Origin of the sequence: Micromonospora haikouensis (assembly GCF_000876225.1) — a bacterium.
Taxonomy (GTDB): domain Bacteria; phylum Actinomycetota; class Actinomycetes; order Mycobacteriales; family Micromonosporaceae; genus Micromonospora; species Micromonospora haikouensis.
Map to the genome: position 1 here is coordinate 1,161,682 of NZ_JXSX01000001.1, position 18,067 is coordinate 1,179,748.

Annotated in this window: 17 protein-coding genes; 4 read left to right on the forward strand and 13 right to left on the reverse strand. The window is 72.9% G+C overall.

Features of this window, described 5'->3' with window-relative positions; all coding sequences use genetic code 11:
* Positions 1 to 80 precede the first annotated feature (80 nt).
* The 3 genes from TK50_RS05270 to TK50_RS32805 all read right to left on the reverse strand — a co-directional run bounded on the left by TK50_RS05270 (position 81) and on the right by TK50_RS32805 (position 2,261).
* Positions 81 to 275, reverse strand: a complete 195-nt coding sequence (locus tag TK50_RS05270) for a hypothetical protein (protein WP_043961707.1) — start codon at positions 273 to 275, stop codon at positions 81 to 83.
* A gap of 653 nt (positions 276 to 928) precedes the next feature.
* On the reverse strand, positions 929 to 1,483 hold the full coding sequence (locus tag TK50_RS05275; RefSeq protein ID WP_043961708.1) for a hypothetical protein: 555 nt from the start codon (positions 1,481 to 1,483) through the stop codon (positions 929 to 931).
* Positions 1,484 to 2,051: 568 nt separating this feature from the next.
* The gene (locus TK50_RS32805; RefSeq protein WP_082106184.1) at positions 2,052 to 2,261 is read right to left on the reverse strand and encodes a hypothetical protein; all 210 of its coding nucleotides are present in this window, start codon (positions 2,259 to 2,261) and stop codon (positions 2,052 to 2,054) included.
* Positions 2,262 to 2,422: 161 nt separating this feature from the next.
* On the opposite strand from TK50_RS32805, the gene TK50_RS05280 reads away from it, so the two are divergent.
* Positions 2,423 to 3,721 carry a WD40 repeat domain-containing protein gene (locus tag TK50_RS05280; protein WP_241773928.1) on the forward strand — a complete coding sequence of 433 codons (1,299 nt, stop codon included), beginning with the start codon at positions 2,423 to 2,425 and terminating at the stop codon, positions 3,719 to 3,721.
* Positions 3,722 to 3,844: 123 nt separating this feature from the next.
* Here the strand turns inward: TK50_RS05280 and TK50_RS05285 are convergent, their stop codons facing one another.
* From TK50_RS05285 to TK50_RS32810, 4 genes are all read right to left on the reverse strand, one after another.
* On the reverse strand, positions 3,845 to 5,383 hold the full coding sequence (locus tag TK50_RS05285; protein WP_082106185.1) for a cellulase family glycosylhydrolase: 1,539 nt from the start codon (positions 5,381 to 5,383) through the stop codon (positions 3,845 to 3,847).
* Between the two features lie 127 nt (positions 5,384 to 5,510).
* A complete protein-coding gene (locus TK50_RS05290) occupies positions 5,511 to 6,356 on the reverse strand; it encodes a LacI family DNA-binding transcriptional regulator (RefSeq protein WP_043961710.1) in 846 nt (281 codons plus the stop codon).
* Between the two features lie 17 nt (positions 6,357 to 6,373).
* Complete coding sequence (locus tag TK50_RS05295; RefSeq protein ID WP_043961711.1) at positions 6,374 to 7,645, reverse strand: ROK family transcriptional regulator; 1,272 nt, start codon at positions 7,643 to 7,645, stop codon at positions 6,374 to 6,376.
* Between the two features lie 120 nt (positions 7,646 to 7,765).
* A complete protein-coding gene (locus TK50_RS32810) occupies positions 7,766 to 7,984 on the reverse strand; it encodes a hypothetical protein (protein ID WP_077935977.1) in 219 nt (72 codons plus the stop codon).
* A gap of 160 nt (positions 7,985 to 8,144) precedes the next feature.
* Here TK50_RS32810 and TK50_RS05300 point away from each other — a divergent pair, with 160 nt between their 5' ends.
* Entirely contained in the window at positions 8,145 to 9,011 is an 867-nt protein-coding gene (locus tag TK50_RS05300) for an AraC family transcriptional regulator (protein ID WP_043961712.1), read from the forward strand.
* A 74-nt stretch (positions 9,012 to 9,085) separates the two neighbouring features.
* Here the strand turns inward: TK50_RS05300 and TK50_RS05305 are convergent, their stop codons facing one another.
* Positions 9,086 to 9,934 carry an SDR family oxidoreductase gene (locus TK50_RS05305; protein ID WP_043961713.1) on the reverse strand — a complete coding sequence of 283 codons (849 nt, stop codon included), beginning with the start codon at positions 9,932 to 9,934 and terminating at the stop codon, positions 9,086 to 9,088.
* A 143-nt stretch (positions 9,935 to 10,077) separates the two neighbouring features.
* Between TK50_RS05305 and TK50_RS05310 the strand changes: the two genes are divergently transcribed.
* On the forward strand, positions 10,078 to 10,449 hold the full coding sequence (locus tag TK50_RS05310) for a winged helix-turn-helix transcriptional regulator (RefSeq protein ID WP_082106187.1): 372 nt from the start codon (positions 10,078 to 10,080) through the stop codon (positions 10,447 to 10,449).
* A gap of 237 nt (positions 10,450 to 10,686) precedes the next feature.
* On the opposite strand, the gene TK50_RS05315 is transcribed toward TK50_RS05310, so the two are convergent.
* Positions 10,687 to 11,283: a ClpP family protease gene (locus TK50_RS05315; protein WP_043961715.1), complete on the reverse strand. Its 597-nt coding sequence runs from the start codon at positions 11,281 to 11,283 to the stop codon at positions 10,687 to 10,689.
* 138 nt (positions 11,284 to 11,421) lie between these two features.
* Positions 11,422 to 12,066, reverse strand: a complete 645-nt coding sequence (locus TK50_RS05320; RefSeq protein ID WP_043961716.1) for a helix-turn-helix domain-containing protein — start codon at positions 12,064 to 12,066, stop codon at positions 11,422 to 11,424.
* A gap of 212 nt (positions 12,067 to 12,278) precedes the next feature.
* On the opposite strand from TK50_RS05320, the gene TK50_RS05325 reads away from it, so the two are divergent.
* The gene (locus TK50_RS05325; RefSeq protein ID WP_043961717.1) at positions 12,279 to 13,298 is read left to right on the forward strand and encodes a potassium channel family protein; all 1,020 of its coding nucleotides are present in this window, start codon (positions 12,279 to 12,281) and stop codon (positions 13,296 to 13,298) included.
* 123 nt (positions 13,299 to 13,421) lie between these two features.
* On the opposite strand, the gene TK50_RS05330 is transcribed toward TK50_RS05325, so the two are convergent.
* The 3 genes from TK50_RS05330 to TK50_RS05340 all read right to left on the reverse strand — a co-directional run bounded on the left by TK50_RS05330 (position 13,422) and on the right by TK50_RS05340 (position 18,000).
* The gene (locus TK50_RS05330; RefSeq protein ID WP_043961718.1) at positions 13,422 to 14,456 is read right to left on the reverse strand and encodes a 2-oxoacid:ferredoxin oxidoreductase subunit beta; all 1,035 of its coding nucleotides are present in this window, start codon (positions 14,454 to 14,456) and stop codon (positions 13,422 to 13,424) included.
* The gene (locus TK50_RS05335; protein WP_043961719.1) at positions 14,449 to 16,293 is read right to left on the reverse strand and encodes a 2-oxoacid:acceptor oxidoreductase subunit alpha; all 1,845 of its coding nucleotides are present in this window, start codon (positions 16,291 to 16,293) and stop codon (positions 14,449 to 14,451) included. Before TK50_RS05335 ends, TK50_RS05330 begins: the two co-directional genes overlap by 8 nt.
* 258 nt (positions 16,294 to 16,551) lie before the next feature.
* Positions 16,552 to 18,000 carry a hypothetical protein gene (locus tag TK50_RS05340; RefSeq protein WP_144420166.1) on the reverse strand — a complete coding sequence of 483 codons (1,449 nt, stop codon included), beginning with the start codon at positions 17,998 to 18,000 and terminating at the stop codon, positions 16,552 to 16,554.
* Positions 18,001 to 18,067 lie beyond the last annotated feature (67 nt).

Genomic DNA, 18,067 nt, shown 5'->3' on the forward strand with positions numbered 1-18,067 from the left:
CTGACTGCTCTTGCAGCTCAGGGTGCGTGGGTAGGTGGGAGCCCGGCGCGGCGGGGCTGGGCTCCCCACGCTGGGTGCCGTTAGTGCTTAGCCGTTCCCTTCGCCGAGGGGCCCGAGTCACGCGTCCCCAGGACGAACGCGTACGCCTCCGCAAGATCCCGGACCATGCCGGCGCTCTGGACGCCCGGGTCATAGCGCTCCGCGCCCCGCTTGATGGCCTTGAGGAGCGCATCGCGGACCGCATCAGGTGATGAGGTGCTCTGGTTGTCTGCCATGACTGGGGAGGCTAAACGCTGGGTACGACACAAGAGAAGCAGTGGAGACTGGATCGCTACGACGTGTGAGGATGCTGCCGGCCAGAGTCGAGGTGGCCGACCGATGGACGCCGCTTCAGGGTCGACGGAAGCCGACACGACCGGCAAGTCAGTGACAGGGACTGCCGCCGGCCGACAGGAATCTTGACTCTGCAACAGACCTAAGCGCCGCGCTCGCGGCCTGCCCTGCGGGCGGCCTCCGGCCGTCCTCGGGCGTCCGCAGCGGCCCCGTGCAGAGTGCGTGCAACGATCTTGGCGTACGAAGCCGGCGAGCAGCCAGCCCGCCCAGGTCACGGCCGCAGTGGTCACACTGCCACTGTCGCCTTCCTAAACCGTGTGTCGCAGGTTCGAATCCTGCCGGGGGCACCTCGAAGATCAGCAGAAACGCCACCTGAACAGCGGATACGTTCCCGCATCGATTGATCAATCTGTGCAGCCGGATGCCACCCGTATTCGCCACTCGCGGTGCGGCGGGTGGAGCTCATCCGGCCCGGTCTGACCAGCGGCACGGCGGCGAATGCCGCGTTCGACGCCGCGCGGTGCTGCGGCGGGTCCGCGTTGCCCGAGGATGGGCCCCTGCGGCCGCGATGGCGGTTCTCGGGGTCCCGCCGTGGTCAGCTCAAGGTGAAGGTCACGTCGTCGACGTCGAAGGCCGTGACGCCGTTGCCGGCAGTCTCACTGGCGATGAAGCTGGCCGTCGCGGTGCGCTCGGTCGTGGCCGTCCCGGTCGACATGCTGTACTGCCGCCACTGCGACCCGCCGTCGAAGGCCAGGGAGAACCTCGTCTTCGGGGGTATCCCGGTGACTGCCAGCCCGACGTTCAGGTAATCGCTGCGGCTGGTCTCGGTGGTGATGGTCCGGACCCAGAAGCGGACCGTCAGGTCGCAGCCGGCTGGCACCGTGACGGTGGTGCGTAGCAAATCGGAACGCGTCACGTCCAGCCCGGCGAAGGTGGCGTACGCGAGGCCGGTGTGTGCGGGCCGGGTCGCGTCGCCGAGCACGACCATGCGCGGGCCGGCTGTCCAGCCGGTGGCGCTGAGCTCGAACCCCGGGTTTGCGTGGATCTGCCCGGTGCAGGGCCCATCGGCCGCCGGTCGGGCGTCGGACACGCCGCCCGTAGCGAGGAGCAGCAGGGTCGCAGCCAAGGCGGTGGTGACGAGGGTCTTCATCAGTCCTCCCATGTCGAGACATCCGAAGTTATCGATATGTATCGACCATGCGCGATGGGCGTTGGCGCGTCAAGCTTCTTCCGGCGTCAGCTCTGCACGATGCTCGCTTGGCCTTCCAGGCTCGCAGGAACGGACGATCAGCGCCCACTGCGCGTCGGTGGTGCATCGACGACGCCACGGCGTTGCCCCGGTCACTGCGGAACAGCCGCCCATCGGCCCCCACCCCGAACCGGTCGACGTTCGCCCGCAGGATCGCCACCAGCTCCGGCGGGACCGGCGCCTCCCGCGCCTCAGCCTCGCTCCGGTGCTTCAACCCCCGGTCGTCGTGGACCTTCGCCGCTGCCGGTGGCTCTGCAGTCGCTCCCGGCCAGGTGGCGGTGTCCGCTGGGGGCACGGTCCGCGCCACGAATGCCGACTCGGCCTTTCCAGCAGGAGCCGTCCATTCGTACGTCCGTCAAGGTCTGCTTGACGCGGCGGGCCGGGCGACGGCCGCTCTCCGGGTCGGTGGGTCGGCGGCAAACGGGATGGCACAAGGCGACGGGCGCTGCTCGAATCGGGGCAGCCTGCGCTACGTACTGGACGGATTGTGGTGTCTCGCTGCCATGCCCGACGCGAAGTGACGCTCTGCCTCGTGCCTGTGCTGGTCGGCACGTGCCTGACGGACCGCAGCCGAATCCTGATCCGACGAGAGCTTCGCACGGTCCCGTCGAGTCACGAAGACAACAACCGCAAGCAACAACACCACGAGGATCGCGAGCGTCACCACCAGTGTTGTCATGTCATCAACGCTACGGGACGCGCGCCAGTTCCGACTACCGCAGGTGGCAGCGAGGTCGGGTCGACGCCGGACGAGGGGTGACGGACTCTTCGGAACCCGCACGGATTGATCAAGTGCGTCGCTGAGAAGTACTCGCCGACGAGGGCGGATATCGTGCTGCCGTGCTGACACTCTCTTGCGGACATCCGGCGGACGCGGCCACCAGCCGGGTGTGTTCCCACCTGGTCGCCGTACCCGAAGACCAGGACGTGGCGTGCCTCCGGGTGCTGACCGGGCGCGGGATGGAGTTCGACCTGGTCTGCCGGGCGTGCGACGAGGCCGGCCAGCCGCCCGTGCTGGTCGTGGTGTGCGAGGGATGCGTCGACCGGCTCGTCGAGGACGGGGAGATGCTCGGTTGGCGCGGCGAGCCGGAGATCCTGGAACGGCCGGAGCCGCTCGACGCGACAGTGTCGTGCTGGTCACTGCCGCCGTCGTTGGGGCAGGTGGTCGACCTCGCTCCGATCGACGACGCCGACGGCTCCCGATGGCTGGCGCTCACCGCCGACGGCGCCATCGCCGAGCTCGACCCGGACAACGACCGGGTCGCGGTGCTGGCGACCGTCGAGCTGGTCGACGAGCCGGGGCACACCCCATGGATGGACCGTCAACTTCGGCGCAGGCTGCACGCCTCCGCCTGTGGCCGCTTCGCCGCCGTGGTCGACGACTACGGCCGGTACGGGCGGGTGGTGGACCTCGGTCGGGGTGGTGTGGTGACGCTGGCGCTCGACGGCGGGGACTACCACGCGAACACGGTGCCGTTCTCGCTGGCCTTCGCGCGGGTCGACGACCGGCCGTTGGTGGTGCACCGCACCCGCTGGAACCGGCTCGACGTCAGCGACCCGGCCACCGGGGAGTTGCTGACCGCGCGTGAGTTCGAGAAGACGTCGGAGCAGCAACGGCCGGCGCACCATCTCGACTACTTCCACGGCCGGCTGCTCTGCTCGCCCGGCAGCCGGGTGCTCGCCGACGACGGCTGGATCTGGCACCCGGTCGGCGAGCCCTCGGTGTGGGAGCTTCGCCCCTGGCTGGACGGCAACGTGTGGGAGTCCGAGGACGGGCCGACCCGCCAGCGGCTGTGTTTCCGCGACTACTACTGGAACGGGCCGCTCTGCTTCGTCGGCGACGGCCTGCTGGCCGTCGGTGGGATCGGCGACGACGACGAGACGATCCTGCCCGGCGTACGCCTGTTCGACGTGGCCTCGGGCCGCGAGCTGGCCACCTTCACCGGCCCCGCCGGGGACTGGTTCTCCAACGGCCGGCGGCTCTACTCGGCGCACACCGACGGCCTGCACGTCTGGGACCCGCTCACCGGTCACCGCACCGGCACGGTGCCCGGCTTCGTGCCGACCTGCCTGCACCGGGGCACCGGCGAACTCGCCGCCGTCGCCGACGGTGTGCTGCGTCGTTGCCGGCCGGCGTGAGCGTTCCACCGGGGGTGGTCGGCCCACCCCGCCACCCCGCCGGCACGGCCCGGTAACCACGTACGTCGCCGGCCGGCACGGCCCCACTCGCGGGGCGCGCCGGCCGGCGGGGTGCTGTCGCCGTTACGGGGTCACGGAGAGCAGGTGGGCCTTGTAGCCCTCACCGTAGGTGCTGGTGGGGGTGCCGTTGTAGTCCTGGATGAGGACGTTGCCGCCGCTGCATCCCCAGGGGTTCCAGGTCCACGCCGTGTAGCCGATGCGCTTGGAGTCCAGCCAGGTCATCACCTGGTCGATGTAGTCGTGGGCGCAGGTGTCCTGGCCGATCTCGCCGGCGTGCACCGGCACCTGCGCGGCGACGGCGCCGATCTGGCTGTCCCAGCAGCTGACGGTGACGCAGGCGTTGAAGTTGTACGAGTGCCACGACGCCACGATGTTGTTGAGCGGGTCGTTCGGCTTGTAGTTGAGCCACTGGCTCAGGTCGTTGGTCCAGGTCAGGCCGGCGACCAGCAGGACGTTGCCGGCGCCGGTGGCCCGTACGGCGTCGACCAGGTCCTGCATGCCGGCGACCTCGTAGGTGATGCCGGTGCAGGTGCCGCCGTCGCGCAGGCAGCGCCACGCGGCGGCCATGTCCGACCAGTTGTTGGCGGCGTCCGGGTAGGGCTCGTTGAACAGGTCGAACACCACGGCGTTGTTGCCCTTGAAGGCGTTGGCCACGCCGGTCCAGAACTGCGGCGTGTGCTGCATGCTGGGCATCGGCTTCTGGCAGGTGGCGTTGACGTCGGCGCAGGCGGAGATGTTGCCGGTGTACTGCCCGTGGGTCCAGTGCAGGTCGAGGATCGGGTTGATCCCGTTGGCCACGAGCAGGTTCACGTAGTCCTTGACGGCCTGCTGGTACGTCGCGCCGCTGGGCGAGCCGGAGAGGCCGAGCCAGCAGTCCTCGTTGAGCGGGATCCGCACGGCGCGGATGTTCCACGCCTTCATGGCGTTGACCGAGGCCTGGTCGACGGGGCCGCTGTCCCACATGCCCTTGCCCTGCACGCAGGCGAACTCACCGCTGGCCCGGTTGACCCCGAGCAGCCGGTAGGTCGCCCCGCTCGCCGTCACCAGCCGGTTGCCGGAGACCTTCAGGGCGGGCGCGGCACCGGTCGGCGGCGGGGTGGTGGGTGGCGGAGTGGTGGGCGGCGGGGTCGTCGGGGGCGGGGTGGTGGGCGGCGGGGTGGTGGTCGGCCCGGGGGTCGGCGACGTCACCGAGCCGGTGCAGGTCGTGCCGTTGAGCGCGAACGACGTCGGCACGGGGTTGCTGCCGCTCCACGAGCCGTTGAAGCCGATCGCGGTCGACCCGCCCGTGCCCAGCGATCCGTTCCAGCCCAGGCTGGCGGCCGAGACGCGGGTGCCGGACTGCGACCAGGTGGCGCTCCAGCCCTGGGTGACCTGCTGGCCGCTGGTCGGGAAGTCGAAGGTCAGCGTCCAGCCGGTGACCGCGGAGCCGAGGTTGGTGATGGCGATGTTCCCGCTGAACCCGCCTGTCCACTGGCTCTGCACGGTGTATGCCACGGAGCAGCCGGTGGCCGCCGCCGAGGCGGGGAAGGTGAGCCCGGCCAGGCCGGCCGCGACCAGGGTCGCGGTGGTGCCGACGGCCATCAGGGCATGACGATGTCTCATCTGATCTCCTCGTGGTCGAGAGGGGATCGTCGATGGGAGCGCATCGAAGAGCTTTGTTTATTTACCTCACTAAGTCAAGCTGGCGACTGCGCCGCCCGCCGGGCGGCAGGCGGGCGTTCGGGCGGCCCTACTCCGGGCCGCCGGGCGGCGGGGCCGTGGTCTGCCGCACGATCACCGTCTCGGTGGGGCACCACCGTTCCCTGACCGGCGCGCCGTCGAGCAGCGCGAGCACGGAGCCGGCCACCAGCTCGCCGAAGTCGTGCACGTCGAGGCTCATCGTGGTGAGCTGCGGGGCGGACAGGCGGCACAGGCTGGAGTCGTCCCAGGCGAGCAGGCTCAGGTCGCGGGGGACCGTGAGGCCCAGCTCCCCGGCCACGTCCAAGCCGCCGACCGCCATCAGGTCGTTGTCGTAGATGATCGCGCTGGGCGGGTCGCCGTCGCGCAGCAGCCGGGCGGTCAAGTCCGCGCCCGACTCCTCCGAGTAGTCGCCGGTCAGCACCACGGCGTCGATGCCGGCCGGGCCCGCGGCGGCCAGCAACGCGGCGGTGCGGGTGCGGGTGTGCCGCAGCGTGTCCGGCCCGCTGATCCGCGCGATCCGGCGGTGCCCGAGGCCGGCCAGGTGCGCGACCGCCGCCCGCACCGAGCCGACGTCGTCCCGCCGGACGGCCGGGGCGTCGCCGTCGGGCTCGCCGGCCACGACCACGGGGAGGCCGAGTTCGCGCAGGACCGCCGGCCGGGGATCCCCGGCGGTCGGGTTCACCAGCACCACGGCCTCGGCCAGCCGGAGCTGCGCCCACCGGCGGTAGGCGGCGATCTCGGCGGCGTGGTCGGCGACGATGTGCAGCAGCACCGACCGCCCGTGCTCGGCGAGGCGCTCCTCGATGCCGGAGATGAATTCCATGAAGAACGGCTCGGCGCCGAGCAGGCGGGGCGCCCGGGCGAGCACCAGGCCGACCGCGCTCGTCGTGCTCATCGCGCCCCCATCGCAGGTCAGCGGGCCGATCCGGTCGGCGGCGCGAACTCCCCGTCGAGGCTCTCCGACACCCGGAGCCCGCGGTGGAACGGCACCAGCTCGGACTCCAGGACCAGGGCGGCGGCCCCGACGGCGGACGCGGTGGCGGCGGACCGGGACAGCCGTACGTCGACGGCGTGCGCGGAGCGGGAGAAGACGGTGTGCAGCTCCTGGCGCAGCACGGGCAGGTAGACCGAACCGGCGACGGCGAAGCCGGGCCCGGTCAGGACGATGACCTCCAGGTCCATCACGTTGGCGAGGGTGCGGGCGGCCGCCGCGACGTACCGGGCGGACCTCTCGCACAGCGCCAGCGCCCGCCGCTGTCCGCGCCGGGCGGCGCGGCCGATCGCGGCGAAGTCGCGGGCGACCGCCGCGGGGCCGGTGCCGGTGGCGAGGCCGAGCGCCCCGGCCAGGCCCGCGTCCGCCCGCCCCGCCGCGACCACGGCGGCGGGCCCGGCGACGGCCTCCACGCACCCCCGGGCCCCGCACCAGCAGCGCGGGCCGTCCGCGTCCACGCAGACGTGTCCCAGCTCGCCGGCGTTGCCGCTCGGGCCGCGGTAGGTGATCCCGTCGATGACCAGCCCGGCGCCGAGGCCGCTGCCCATGTAGAGGGCGGCGGCGGCGCTCGCCGTGCCGAACCCGCCCGCCCAGTGTTCGCCCAGGGCGGCGGCGGTGGCGTCGTTGTCCAGCACCACCGGCAGGTCGGTCGCCTGCTCCAGGGCCGAGCCGAGCGGGAACTCCCGCCAGTGCCGCAGCTCGGGGTTGAGGCCGGCGACCCCCCGACCGGTGAGCGGGCCGGGGAAGACCAGGCCCACCCCGACCAGCCGCGCCCGGTCCACTCCGACGCTGTCGACCAGGGTCGGGATCTCGGCGGCGATCCGGGAGACGACCGTCGCGGGCGCCTCGGCACCGACGCCCGGCCGGGAGATCCGGGCCACCACGACCCCGGTCAGGTCGGTCAGGACGTACGTCATGACCCCCTGGCCGAGGCACACGCCCACGGCGTACCGGGAGGTGTGGTTGAGCCGGAGCAGGACCCGCCGCTTCCCACCGGTCGACTCGGCGTGGTCGGTCTCGACGACCAGGCCCTCGTCGATGAGCTTGCGGACGAGGTTGGAGATGGTGGGCGCGGTGAAGCCGGTCACGCTGATCAGGCCCACCCGGCTGATCGTGCCGGCCGCCCGGATGGCGTCCAGCACCGCGGCCTTGCTGCTCGCGTGCGGCAGCTTGTCCGCTCTCGGTCCGCTCACTGCTCCCCGGTCACGCCGTCCGACTCCCCCGCAGAGCATAGGCGTTCGCCGCTGCCGCCGCGCACGCCTGCTGGCGGCCGGCGGGTCAGGCCCGGCCGCCAGAGCCCCGCCGGGCGACGCTCAGCGCCGCAGTTCCCGCCAGCCCGAGCTGCCTCCGCGCCACGCCCCCGCGAGGATGCTCGCGGAACTGTGGCTGGAGCATTCCAGCACCTTCGAGCGGCCTTGCTCACCACCGATCTGCGCCTGGACCTCCCAGCGCTGACCATCGGTGCGGATGTAGACGTCGCGACGTCCTCGTTTGGTCGCGTCCCCGTTCCACCAGTGCTCCTCGACGATCACCTCGCGACCGTACCAGCAGGCGCGGGTGCGGCGGCAGCCACGACGGTGAGGGAATCTCGCACGGACCGCCCGGGGCGGGTCGGCCGTCACGGCGGGTCGGGCACAGGATGTCGGGTACGCGTGATCCCGTGGTTTCTGGCGGCAGGAAGGGGAGATCCGGGTGCTGGACCGGCTGAACGAGGCGATGGCGTACGTCGAGGGGCATCTCGACCAGCGGATCGAGGTGGGTGAGCTGGCGCGGATCGCGGTGACGTCGGAGCACCACTTCCGGCGGATGTTCTCGGCGCTGGCCGGGATGCCGCTGTCGGAGTACGTGCGGCGTCGCCGGCTCACCGTCGCCGCCGCCGAGGTGCTCGCGGGGGAGCGGACGCTGCTCGACATCGCGCTCCGGTACGGGTACGGGTCGGGGGAGGCGTTCGCCCGGGCGTTCCAGGCCGTGCACGGGGTCGGCCCCGGCGAGGCCCGGCGCAACGGCGCCGCCCTGCGGTCGCAGCCCCGGATGTCCTTCCGGCTCGTCGTCGAGGGGAGATCCAGCATGCGGTACCGCATCGCCGAGAAGGACGCCTTTCACCTGGTCGGGCGGAAGGCCCGCGTCCCGCTCGTGCACGAGGGGTTGAACCCGGCGATCGTGGCGTTCGTCAAGAGCATCGACGCCGGGACGACCGAGCGGATCGCGGCCCTCTCCGACCAGGAGCCGCAGGGCATCGTCAACGTCAGCGACAAGCTGGGGGTCAACCGGGAGGAGGGCGCCGAGCTGGACTACTGGCACGCCGTGGTCACCGCCGCCATCCCGCCGCGGGACCTGGACGCCATGCCGGTGCCCGCCGGCACCTGGGCGGTCTTCTCCAGCTCGGGCGAGTTCCCGCAGGCCCTCCAGCACCTCTGGCGGGACGTCTTCACGGAGTGGTTCCCGTCGAACCCGTACCGCAGCCGGCCGGGCCCGGAGATGCTCCGGGCCCGGGTGTCCTCCGACGGCTCCCGGGCCGACGCCGAGCTGTGGGTCCCGGTGGAGCGGGTCCCGGCCTGAGCCGCGCCGGCCCCGCCCGCGAACGGCGGACGGGGCCGGGCGGCGGCCCGGGTGCGGCGACTCGGCGCGGCGGCTCAGCGCGCGGCGCGCAGCGCCTCGGCGAGCGTGGTCGGCTCGCGGCCGATCAGCTTCGCCAGGTCGTCGCCCTCGACGTACAGCTCGCCCCGGGCCAGGCCCAGGTCGCTGTCGGCGAGGACGGCGGCGAAGCCCTCGGGCAGGCCGGCGGAGACCAGTACCTCGGTGAACTTCTCCGCCGGCAGGTCGGTGTAGCCGACGGCGTGACCGGTCTGCCGGGACACCTCCTCGGCCAGCTCCGTCAGGGTGAACGCCGCGCCGCCCAGCTCGTACACCCGGTTGGTCTCCGCGGCACCGGTGAGCGCCGCGGCGGCGGCCTCGGCGAAGTCCGCGCGGGTCGCGGCGCTGACCCGCCCGTCGCCCGCCGCGCCGGTCACCCCGAACTGGAGGTACGTCGAGAGCTGGCCGGTGTAGTTCTCCAGGTACCAGCCGTTGCGCAGGATCACGTACGGCAGGCCCGACGCGGCGATCTCCCGCTCGGTGGCGAGGTGTTCCCCGGCGAGGACCATGCCGGAGCGGTCGGCGTTGGCGATGCTGGTGTAGACGACCAGCCCGACGCCGGCCTCGCGGGCGGCGGCGACGACGTTGTGGTGCTGGGTGACGCGCTGCCCGACCTCGCTGCCGGAGACGAACATCAGCTTGTCGGCCCCGGCGAACGCTGTGCGCAGCGACTCGGGGTCTGTGTAGTCGACCTGCCGGGTGTTCACCCCGTGCCCGGCGAGGTCGGCGAGCTTGCCGGCGTCCCGGCCGAGCGCCACGATCTCCCCGGCGGGCACGCCCCGCCGCAGCAGCGCGGCGACGATCAGCTGGCCGAGGTGGCCGGTGGCTCCGGTGACGACGATGGACATGGTGTGCTCCCTCTCGATACCGGAGACGATCCCCTGGTCGGGGGCCGTTCTCCGGGTCGGACGATCCGTCGTCCGGTGCAACGGGAAGCTTCCGCTGCCACTTCCCGTTGGAGAGTAGGCACCTTGAAGTAAGGCACTATCTGATGGAGAGTCAGAGCGTGGAACCCACTCCCTTCGCCCGCGACTGCGGCAGCCGGCAGGTCCTCGACCGGATCGGCGACCGGTGGAGCGTGCTCGTCGTCCTCACCCTCGCCGACGGCGGAAAGCGCTTCAGCGAGCTGGCCCGGCGCATCGAGGGGGTGAGCCAGAAGATGCTCACCCAGACGCTGCGCGGCCTGGAACGCGACGGCCTGATCACCCGCACCGCGTACGCGACCGTCCCGCCCCGGGTCGACTACGCGCTGACCGGCCTCGGGCGCAGCCTGCTCGACCTGGTGGGCGGGCTGGAGGCGTGGGCGACGACGCACCTCGGCGAGGTCGAGGCCGCCCGCGCCCGCTACGACGCCGCCGGCTGAGGGCCCGCCCGTGGCAGGCCCGATGGCGGGCGGCGCGCCCGGTGGGATTGCGATGTAACGGGAATCGGCGGTAAAGCGCTGCGCCCCCGAAGCGCCCGGGCGGGCGCACTCCGGACATAGGCTTCGCGAGGTCGGAGGTCGGACACGGGTTCGAGGGGGCGTGTCCGGCCGCCGCCCCACCCGGCACCGGCCGCCGCCCACCCGGCACCCACCCGGCGATCAGTCACCCGCCCTGGGTCAGGCCGCCAGCTCGTCGACCCGGCTGAGCACCCGGTCGATCAGGCCGTACTCCCGGGCCTCCTCGGGGGTGAACCAGCGGTCCCGGTCCGAGTCCTGCTGGATCTGCTCCACGGAGCGCCCGCTGTGCCGGGCGATCAACTCCTGCATCGTGCGCTTGACGTGCAGCATGTTCTCCGCCTGGATGGTGATGTCGGCGACCGTGCCGCCGAACCCGCCCGACGGCTGGTGCATCATGATCCGCGAGTGGGGCAGGGCGTACCGCTTGCCGGCGGTGCCCGCGCAGAGCAGGAACTGACCCATCGAGCCGGCCATGCCGAGCGCGAGGGTGGCCACGTCGTTGCGGACGTACCGCATCGTGTCGTAGACGGCCATCCCGGCGCTGACCGAGCCGCCCGGCGAGTTGATGTAGAGGTAGATGTCGCGCTCGCTGTCCTCGGCCGCCAGCAGCAGGAGCTGCGCGCAGATCTGGTTGGCCGACTCGTCGGTGACCTCCGTGCCGAGGAAGATGATCCGTTCCTTCAGCAGCCGCTGGAAGACCTGGTCGCCGAAGGCCGGCTGGCCGCCGTCCCGCATCCACACGTCGTACCTGATCATCGTGATCGACCTCCACGCTGCCGGTGGGCGACGGACTCCGCCCAGGGGAACCGGTTCCCCCAGCGTCCGCCCGGCCGGGCGCGCGGTCCCAGCGCTTCTGCCGGCGGCAGATCCGCCGACAGCAGAAACCGGCCGGGCCTAGCGGGCGGTCAGCCGCCGCAGGCCCGCCCGGGCCCGCCGCCGGGCCAGCACCCTCGCGGTACGCGCGGCGGGGCGCCGAAGCGGCGCGGACGCGAACAGCCGGACCGGCAGGACGTGGACGGCCGGGCCGGGGTGCGCCACCGCCCCGCCCACGGACACCACGGACGTGCCGAGGCCCGCCCCGCCGACGTGCAGCAGCCGGCCGCCCGCGGTCGGGGTGACCCCGCCGAGCCGCAGCACCCGGCCGGCGGCCACCGGCACCCGGCACTCCACCAGTGGCCCGCCCTGCTGCGGGCCGACCGGGTCGGCGTGGAAGCCGAGGCGCAGGCGCGGGCCGGGCTCGCCGCCCACCGACACCACCTCGTCCAGGCGGGCCAGCGCCACCCGGGGCGCGGCGGGCACCCGCCGCTCGACCCGGCGCAGGTCGTCGCGGGCCTCCTCCAGCAGGTCCGACAGGTCGATGCCGAGGGCGCGGCAGATCGCCGCCAGCACCTCGGAACTGGCCTCCTTGCGCCCGCGCTCGACCTCCGAGAGGTAGGGCAGGGACACCCCCGCCGCCTCGGCCACCTCGCGCAGGGTGCGGCCCTGGCGCTGCCGCACCCGGCGCAGCACGCTGCCGATCACCCGTCGCAGCAACGACATCCGGGCCTCCTCGTGATGGGCGCTCCTGCTCCCATCATGCCGGTTCGGCGGGCGACACACCGACCCCGCCGCCCCTACGGCGGCTGCGCCGACGCCTTCCGGTGCGGCGACCGGCTCCCGACCACCGGCGTTGTCCCGGCCTGCCGGGCCGGTCCGGCGCGTACCCGCTATGTTGTGCACGTGCAGGCGACGGCGGCGGAGCAGGTTCCGCGGTGATCCACTTTCCCGCGCAGCGGCGGGGCCCGCTGAGCGCGCTGAGCCTGCGCCTGGCCGCCGCCCTGGGCCTGGTCCTCGCGGTCGTCACCGCGGTCTACCTCGACCGCGACGGCTACCGCGACGTCAACGAGGACGGCCTCACCCTCCTCGACTGCTTCTACTACGCGGTGGTCTCCCTCTCCACCACCGGGTACGGCGACATCACGCCGGCGGCACCGTCCGCCCGGCTGGTCAACGTCCTGTTCGTCACCCCGGCCCGGGTGCTCTTCCTGATCATCCTGGTCGGCACCACCCTGGAAGTCCTGACCGAGCAGTACCGGACCGGCCGTCGTCTGACGCGGTGGAGGAAGAGCGTGAAGGACCACGTCATCATCTGCGGCTACGGCACCAAGGGCCGCAGCGCGGTCTCGGCGCTGCTGGAGAACGGCCTCGACAAGTCCCGGATCGTGGTGGTCGAGCGCAGCCCGGCGTCGCTGCGGCAGGCCACCTCGGCGGGGCTCGTCGCGATCGAGGGGTCGGCGACCCGCTCCTCCGTGCTCAACGAGGCGCACGTGCGCAACGCCAAGGCGGTGATCATCGCGACCGACAGCGACGACGCGTCGGTGCTGGTCGCGCTCACCGTCCGGCAGCTCACCGCCGGGCAGGTGCGGATCATCGCGGCGGCCCGCGAGGCCGAGAACGCGCCGCTGCTCAAGCAGAGCGGCGCGCACCACGTGATCGTCTCCTCCGCCACGGCGGGCCGGCTGCTCGGCCTGTCCACCTCCGCGCCGCCGCTGATCGACGTGGTGGAGGACCTGCTGACCCCCGGCCAGGGCATGGCCCTGGCCATGCGTTCGGCGGAGCGCAACGAGGTCGGCCGCTCCCCGCGCGAGCTGGACGACACCCTGGTCATCGCGCTGGTCCGCCGGGGCAAGGTGGTCACGCTCTCCGACCGGGCCGGCGCGGTCATCGAGACCGGCGACATGCTCGTGCACGTCCGCGACGACCGGCCCCAGCCCGCCGGCACGCCGGGCTGACCGCCTGCCGCCCGCCGCGCGCTGTTCGCCGCGCTCCCTACCGACGACCACGACGAAGGGGCCCGCCACCATTCGGTGGCGGGCCCCTTCGTCGCCTGACGGGTCGCCCCTACGCGGGACGGATCAGAGGATCGTCCAGGTGTCGCCGCTGCCCAGCAGGCCGGCGAGCTGCTGCTCCGGGGTCTCGGTGACCTTCGCCTTCGCCTCCTCGACCTGGGCCTGGACCACGCTGTCGTAGGACGGGCGGTCGACCGACCGGAACACGCCGATCGGGGTGTTGCTCAGGTCGAGCCCGGGCAGCCGGGACAGCGCGAACGCGTACGCCGGGTCGGCGACCGTCGCGTCGTGCACGACGATCTCCTCCGGGCGGACCGACGCGGTCTCCCGCACCTCCAGGCCGAAGCCGCCCGGCGGGTGGACGACGCAGAACCGGCCCTCGGCACCGAACGTGATCGGCTGCCCGTGCTCCAGCCGGATCAGGAAGTCGTCGCGGGTGGCCGGCTCCTTGAGCTGGTCGAACGCCCCATCATTGAAGATGTTGCAGTTCTGGTAGATCTCCACGAACGCCGAGCCCTGGTGCTCGGCGGCGGCCCGCAGCACCGACTGGAGGTGCTTGCGGTCGGAGTCGATGGTGCGGCCGACGAAGCTCGCCTCCGCCCCCAGGGCCAGCGAGATCGGGTTGAACGGCGCGTCGGCCGAACCGGCCGGCGTCGACTTGGTGACCTTGCCGACCTCGGACGTCGGAGAATACTGCCCCTTGGTCAGGCCGTAGATCCGGTTGTTGAACAGCAGGATCTTCAGGTTGACGTTGCGGCGCAGCGCGTGGATGAGGTGGTTGCCGCCGATCGACAGCGCGTCGCCGTCGCCGGTGACGACCCACACGGACAGGTCCGGGCGGGACACCGACAGGCCCGTGGCGATCGCCGGGGCGCGGCCGTGGATCGAGTGCAGCCCGTAGGTGTTCATGTAGTACGGGAACCGGGACGAGCACCCGATGCCGGAGACGAAGACGATCCGCTCCCGGGGGATGTTCAGCTCCGGCATGAACTGCTGCACGGCGGCGAGGATCGCGTAGTCACCGCAGCCGGGGCACCAGCGCACCTCCTGGTCGGACTTGAAGTCCTTCGCGGTGAGCTTGAGGGCGACGGGCTCAGACATTCTTCAGGACCTCTTCCAGCATCGTCTCCAGCTCGGTGGCCGTGAACGGCAGGCCGCGGACCTGGTTGTAGCCGATGGCGTCGACCAGGTACTTGCCCCGGATCACCTGGGCGAGCTGGCCGAGATTCATCTCGGGGATGACCACCCGGTCGTAGGAGCGCAGCACCTCGCCGAGGTTGGCGGGCATCGGGGCCAGGTGCCGCAGGTGCGCCTGCGCGACGGGGAGCCCGCGCTGACGCAGCCGCCGGCAGGCGGCGCCGATCGGGCCGTACGTCGAGCCCCAGCCCAGCACCAGCAGCCGGGCGTTGCCGTCCGGGTCCTCCACCTCGACGTCCGGCACCGGGATCGCCTCGATCCGGGCCGCCCGGGTGCGCACCATGAAGTCGTGGTTGGCCGGGTCGTACGAGATGTCGCCGGTCTTGTCGGCCTTCTCCAGGCCGCCGATGCGGTGCTCCAGCCCCGGCGTGCCCGGGATGGCCCACGGCCGGGCCAGGGTCTGCGGATCACGCAGGTAGGGCAGGAACGTGCCGTCGTCGCCGTTGGGCGCGGTGGCGAACTCGACCCGCAGGTCGGGCAGGGACTCCACGTCGGGCAGCAGCCACGGCTCGGAGCCGTTGGCGACGTAGTTGTCGGAGAGCAGGAGCACCGGGGTGCGGTAGGTCAGCGCGATCCGGGCCGCCTCGATCGCCGCGTGGAAGCAGTCCGACGGGGACTTCGGGGCGATCACCGCGACGGGGGCCTCGCCGTGCCGGCCGTACAGGGCCATGTTGAGGTCGGCCTGCTCGGTCTTGGTGGGCATGCCCGTCGACGGGCCGGCCCGCTGCACGTCCACGATGACCAGCGGCAGCTCCAGCGCCACCGCGAGGGAGATCGTCTCGCTCTTGAGCGCCACGCCGGGCCCGCTGGTGGTGGTGACGCCGAGCGCCCCGCCGTACGACGCGCCGAGCGCCGCGCCGACCGCGGCGATCTCGTCCTCGGCCTGCATGGTGACGATGCCGAACCGCTTGTGCTTGCTCAGCTCGTGCAGGATGTCCGACGCCGGGGTGATCGGGTAGGCGCCGAGGAACACCGGCAGGCCGGAGCGGACGCCCGCGGCCACCAGGCCGAGGGAGAGCGCCGTGTTGCCGGTGATGTTGCGGTAGGTGCCCGGCACCATCTTCGCCGGCTTCACCTCGTAACGCACCGAGAAGGAGTCGGTGGTCTCGCCGAAGTTCCAGCCGGCCCGGAACGCCGCGACGTTCGCCGCGACCAGCTCGGGGCGCTTGGCGAACTTGCGCTCCAGGAAGCGCAGGGTCGACTCGTACGGGCGGGAGTACATCCAGGAGAGCAGGCCGAGGGCGAACATGTTCTTCGCCCGCTCGGCGTCCTTCTTGGACACCTGCTGGTCGGCGAGCGCCCCGACGGTCATCGAGGTGAGCGCGACGGGGTGCACCACGTAGCCGTCGAGGGAGTCGTCGTCGAGCGGGCTGGCCTGGTAGCCCACCTTGGCGAGGTTGCGCTTGGTGAACTCGTCGGTGTTGACGATGATGTCCGCGCCGCGCGGCAGGTCGGCCAGGTTGGCCTTGAGCGCGGCCGGGTTCATCGCGACCAGCACGTTCGGCGCGTCGCCCGGGGTGAGGATGTCGTAGTCGGCGAAGTGCACCTGGAAGCTCGACACGCCCGGCAGGGTCCCGGCGGGGGCCCGGATCTCGGCGGGGAAGTTGGGCAACGTGGAGATGTCGTTGCCCAGCTGGGCCGTCTCCGAGGTGAACCGGTCGCCGGTCAGCTGCATGCCGTCGCCGGAGTCGCCGGCGAACCGGATGACCACCCGGTCGAGTTGACGGATCTGCTTCGTCACGCCTGCCCCTCGCTTCGCTCGGCGCGGTCGCGCGGGCGGCTGAACATGATGGTGACCTCGCCTTGCCCGGCCACATGACCTCCTTGACACAGCGCTGCCCCGCACCGCCCGTGGGTGGTCCGGTCCGGTCTGGGTTCCTACCCGAGAGCCTACGTCGGATGGGATGTCGAGCTTGCCCAGTGGTCCGCCGACTGGGAACAGATTCCGGGCGCTTACGTCATGATTTGGGGCTGTTTGCCCCGCCCGCCGTAATCAGAATCACCGGCCGCCGGACGGGTCGGTGAGCCGGCGACGCAGCGAGACGGTGGCCAACGCGAGCGCCAGCACCACCAGCAGCACCGAGATCACGATCAGGGCGACCGCGCCCCGCTGCGCCGTGCTGAGCCCCCCGCCGGGTCGGTCGCCGGCCCCGGCGGCGGCGAGCACCCCCTGGGAGCCGGCCGGGGCGGGCGTCGCGATCGGGGTGGCCATCGCGGCCGCCGCGGTGATCCGGAAGCTCATCTGCAACTGCCGGGCCTGCCCGCTGCGCGGGTCGAGGCGGCCGACCACGGCGCCGGCCAGCGGCGCGTCGCGCTGCGCCTCGGCGGTCGCGCTGACCGTGAGCCGCAGGGTGGCGGCCCCGCCGGCCCGCACCGCGCCGACGTCGCACCTGGTGCGGGTGGCGCTCAGCGCGGCACAGCCGGCCGGCGGGGCCGGGATCGTGACGCCGTCGGGCAGGACCACCTCGATCCGCCCGTCCGCGTCGACCGTGCCGGTGTTGCCCAGCCGGACGGCCAGCTCGCTGGCGCTCCCGCTGATGTCGAACGCCACCCCGTCGGCCCGCAGCGCGATGCCCGGCACCGGCGGGCCCGGCGGGAAGAGCACCGCGAAGCCCTCGTTGTCGTCGACCGACCCGGCCACCACCCCCGGGGCAGTGGCGCTCACCCGCACCGCGCCGCTGAGCGGCATCCGCCGCCACGCGTCGCCGTCGACCCGCACCGAGATCAGCGTGCTGAACCGCGCACCGGCCGCCGTCGTCCACGCGCCGCAGCGGTGCCCGCCGCCCCCGGCCGGCGCGCAACCGGCGGTGCCCGCGTCGGTCAGGCCGGCCGGCAGCGTGTACGAGAGCCGGACCTGCTCGGCGACGTCGCCGGTGTTGGTCACGGTGATCCGCAGCGTGGTCGTGGTCCCGGCCGCGTTCCAGTACGCGTCGGTCAGCACGACGTCGTCGGTGCTCACCCGCACGCCGAGGCGGCCCGGTGCCGGGGCGCCCGGACCGGGGGCCGACGTGCGCACCGGCGGGGTGGTGGTCGGGGCCGACGGCCCGGCGGTGGTGGCCGGCGCCGTGGTGGTGGGCGGGTCGGCGGGGCCGGCCGGCGTGCTGGGCGCCGGCCCGGTGGTGGTGGGGGCCGGGGCGGTGGTCTCCGGCGGCGGGGGCAGCGTCGGCGGGGCCTCGGTGGGCGTCGGCTCGGCGGACGTCGGCTCGACCGGCGGGGTCTCGTCGCCGGGGTCGCCGGCCGGCCCCGCCGGGGGGTCCGCCGGCGCGGCCGCCGCGCGGGCCGGGGGCGGCGCGGCCGTGGCCCAGCCGGGCAGCGCCGCGACCGCGGCGAGCAGCCCGACCGTCAGGGACGCGGCGAGCAGCGTCACGAGACGTCGGTCGGTTGCCCGCCGAACGGGGCGTACGTCCACGCGGGTCAGCTCCTCCGCCAACAGTCGGTGACGGTTCATTATTCGGTAACACTTGCCCGGCGGCACTAGTCCCGCCGGGAAACAGTTCCGTAACGTGCGCCGGGCG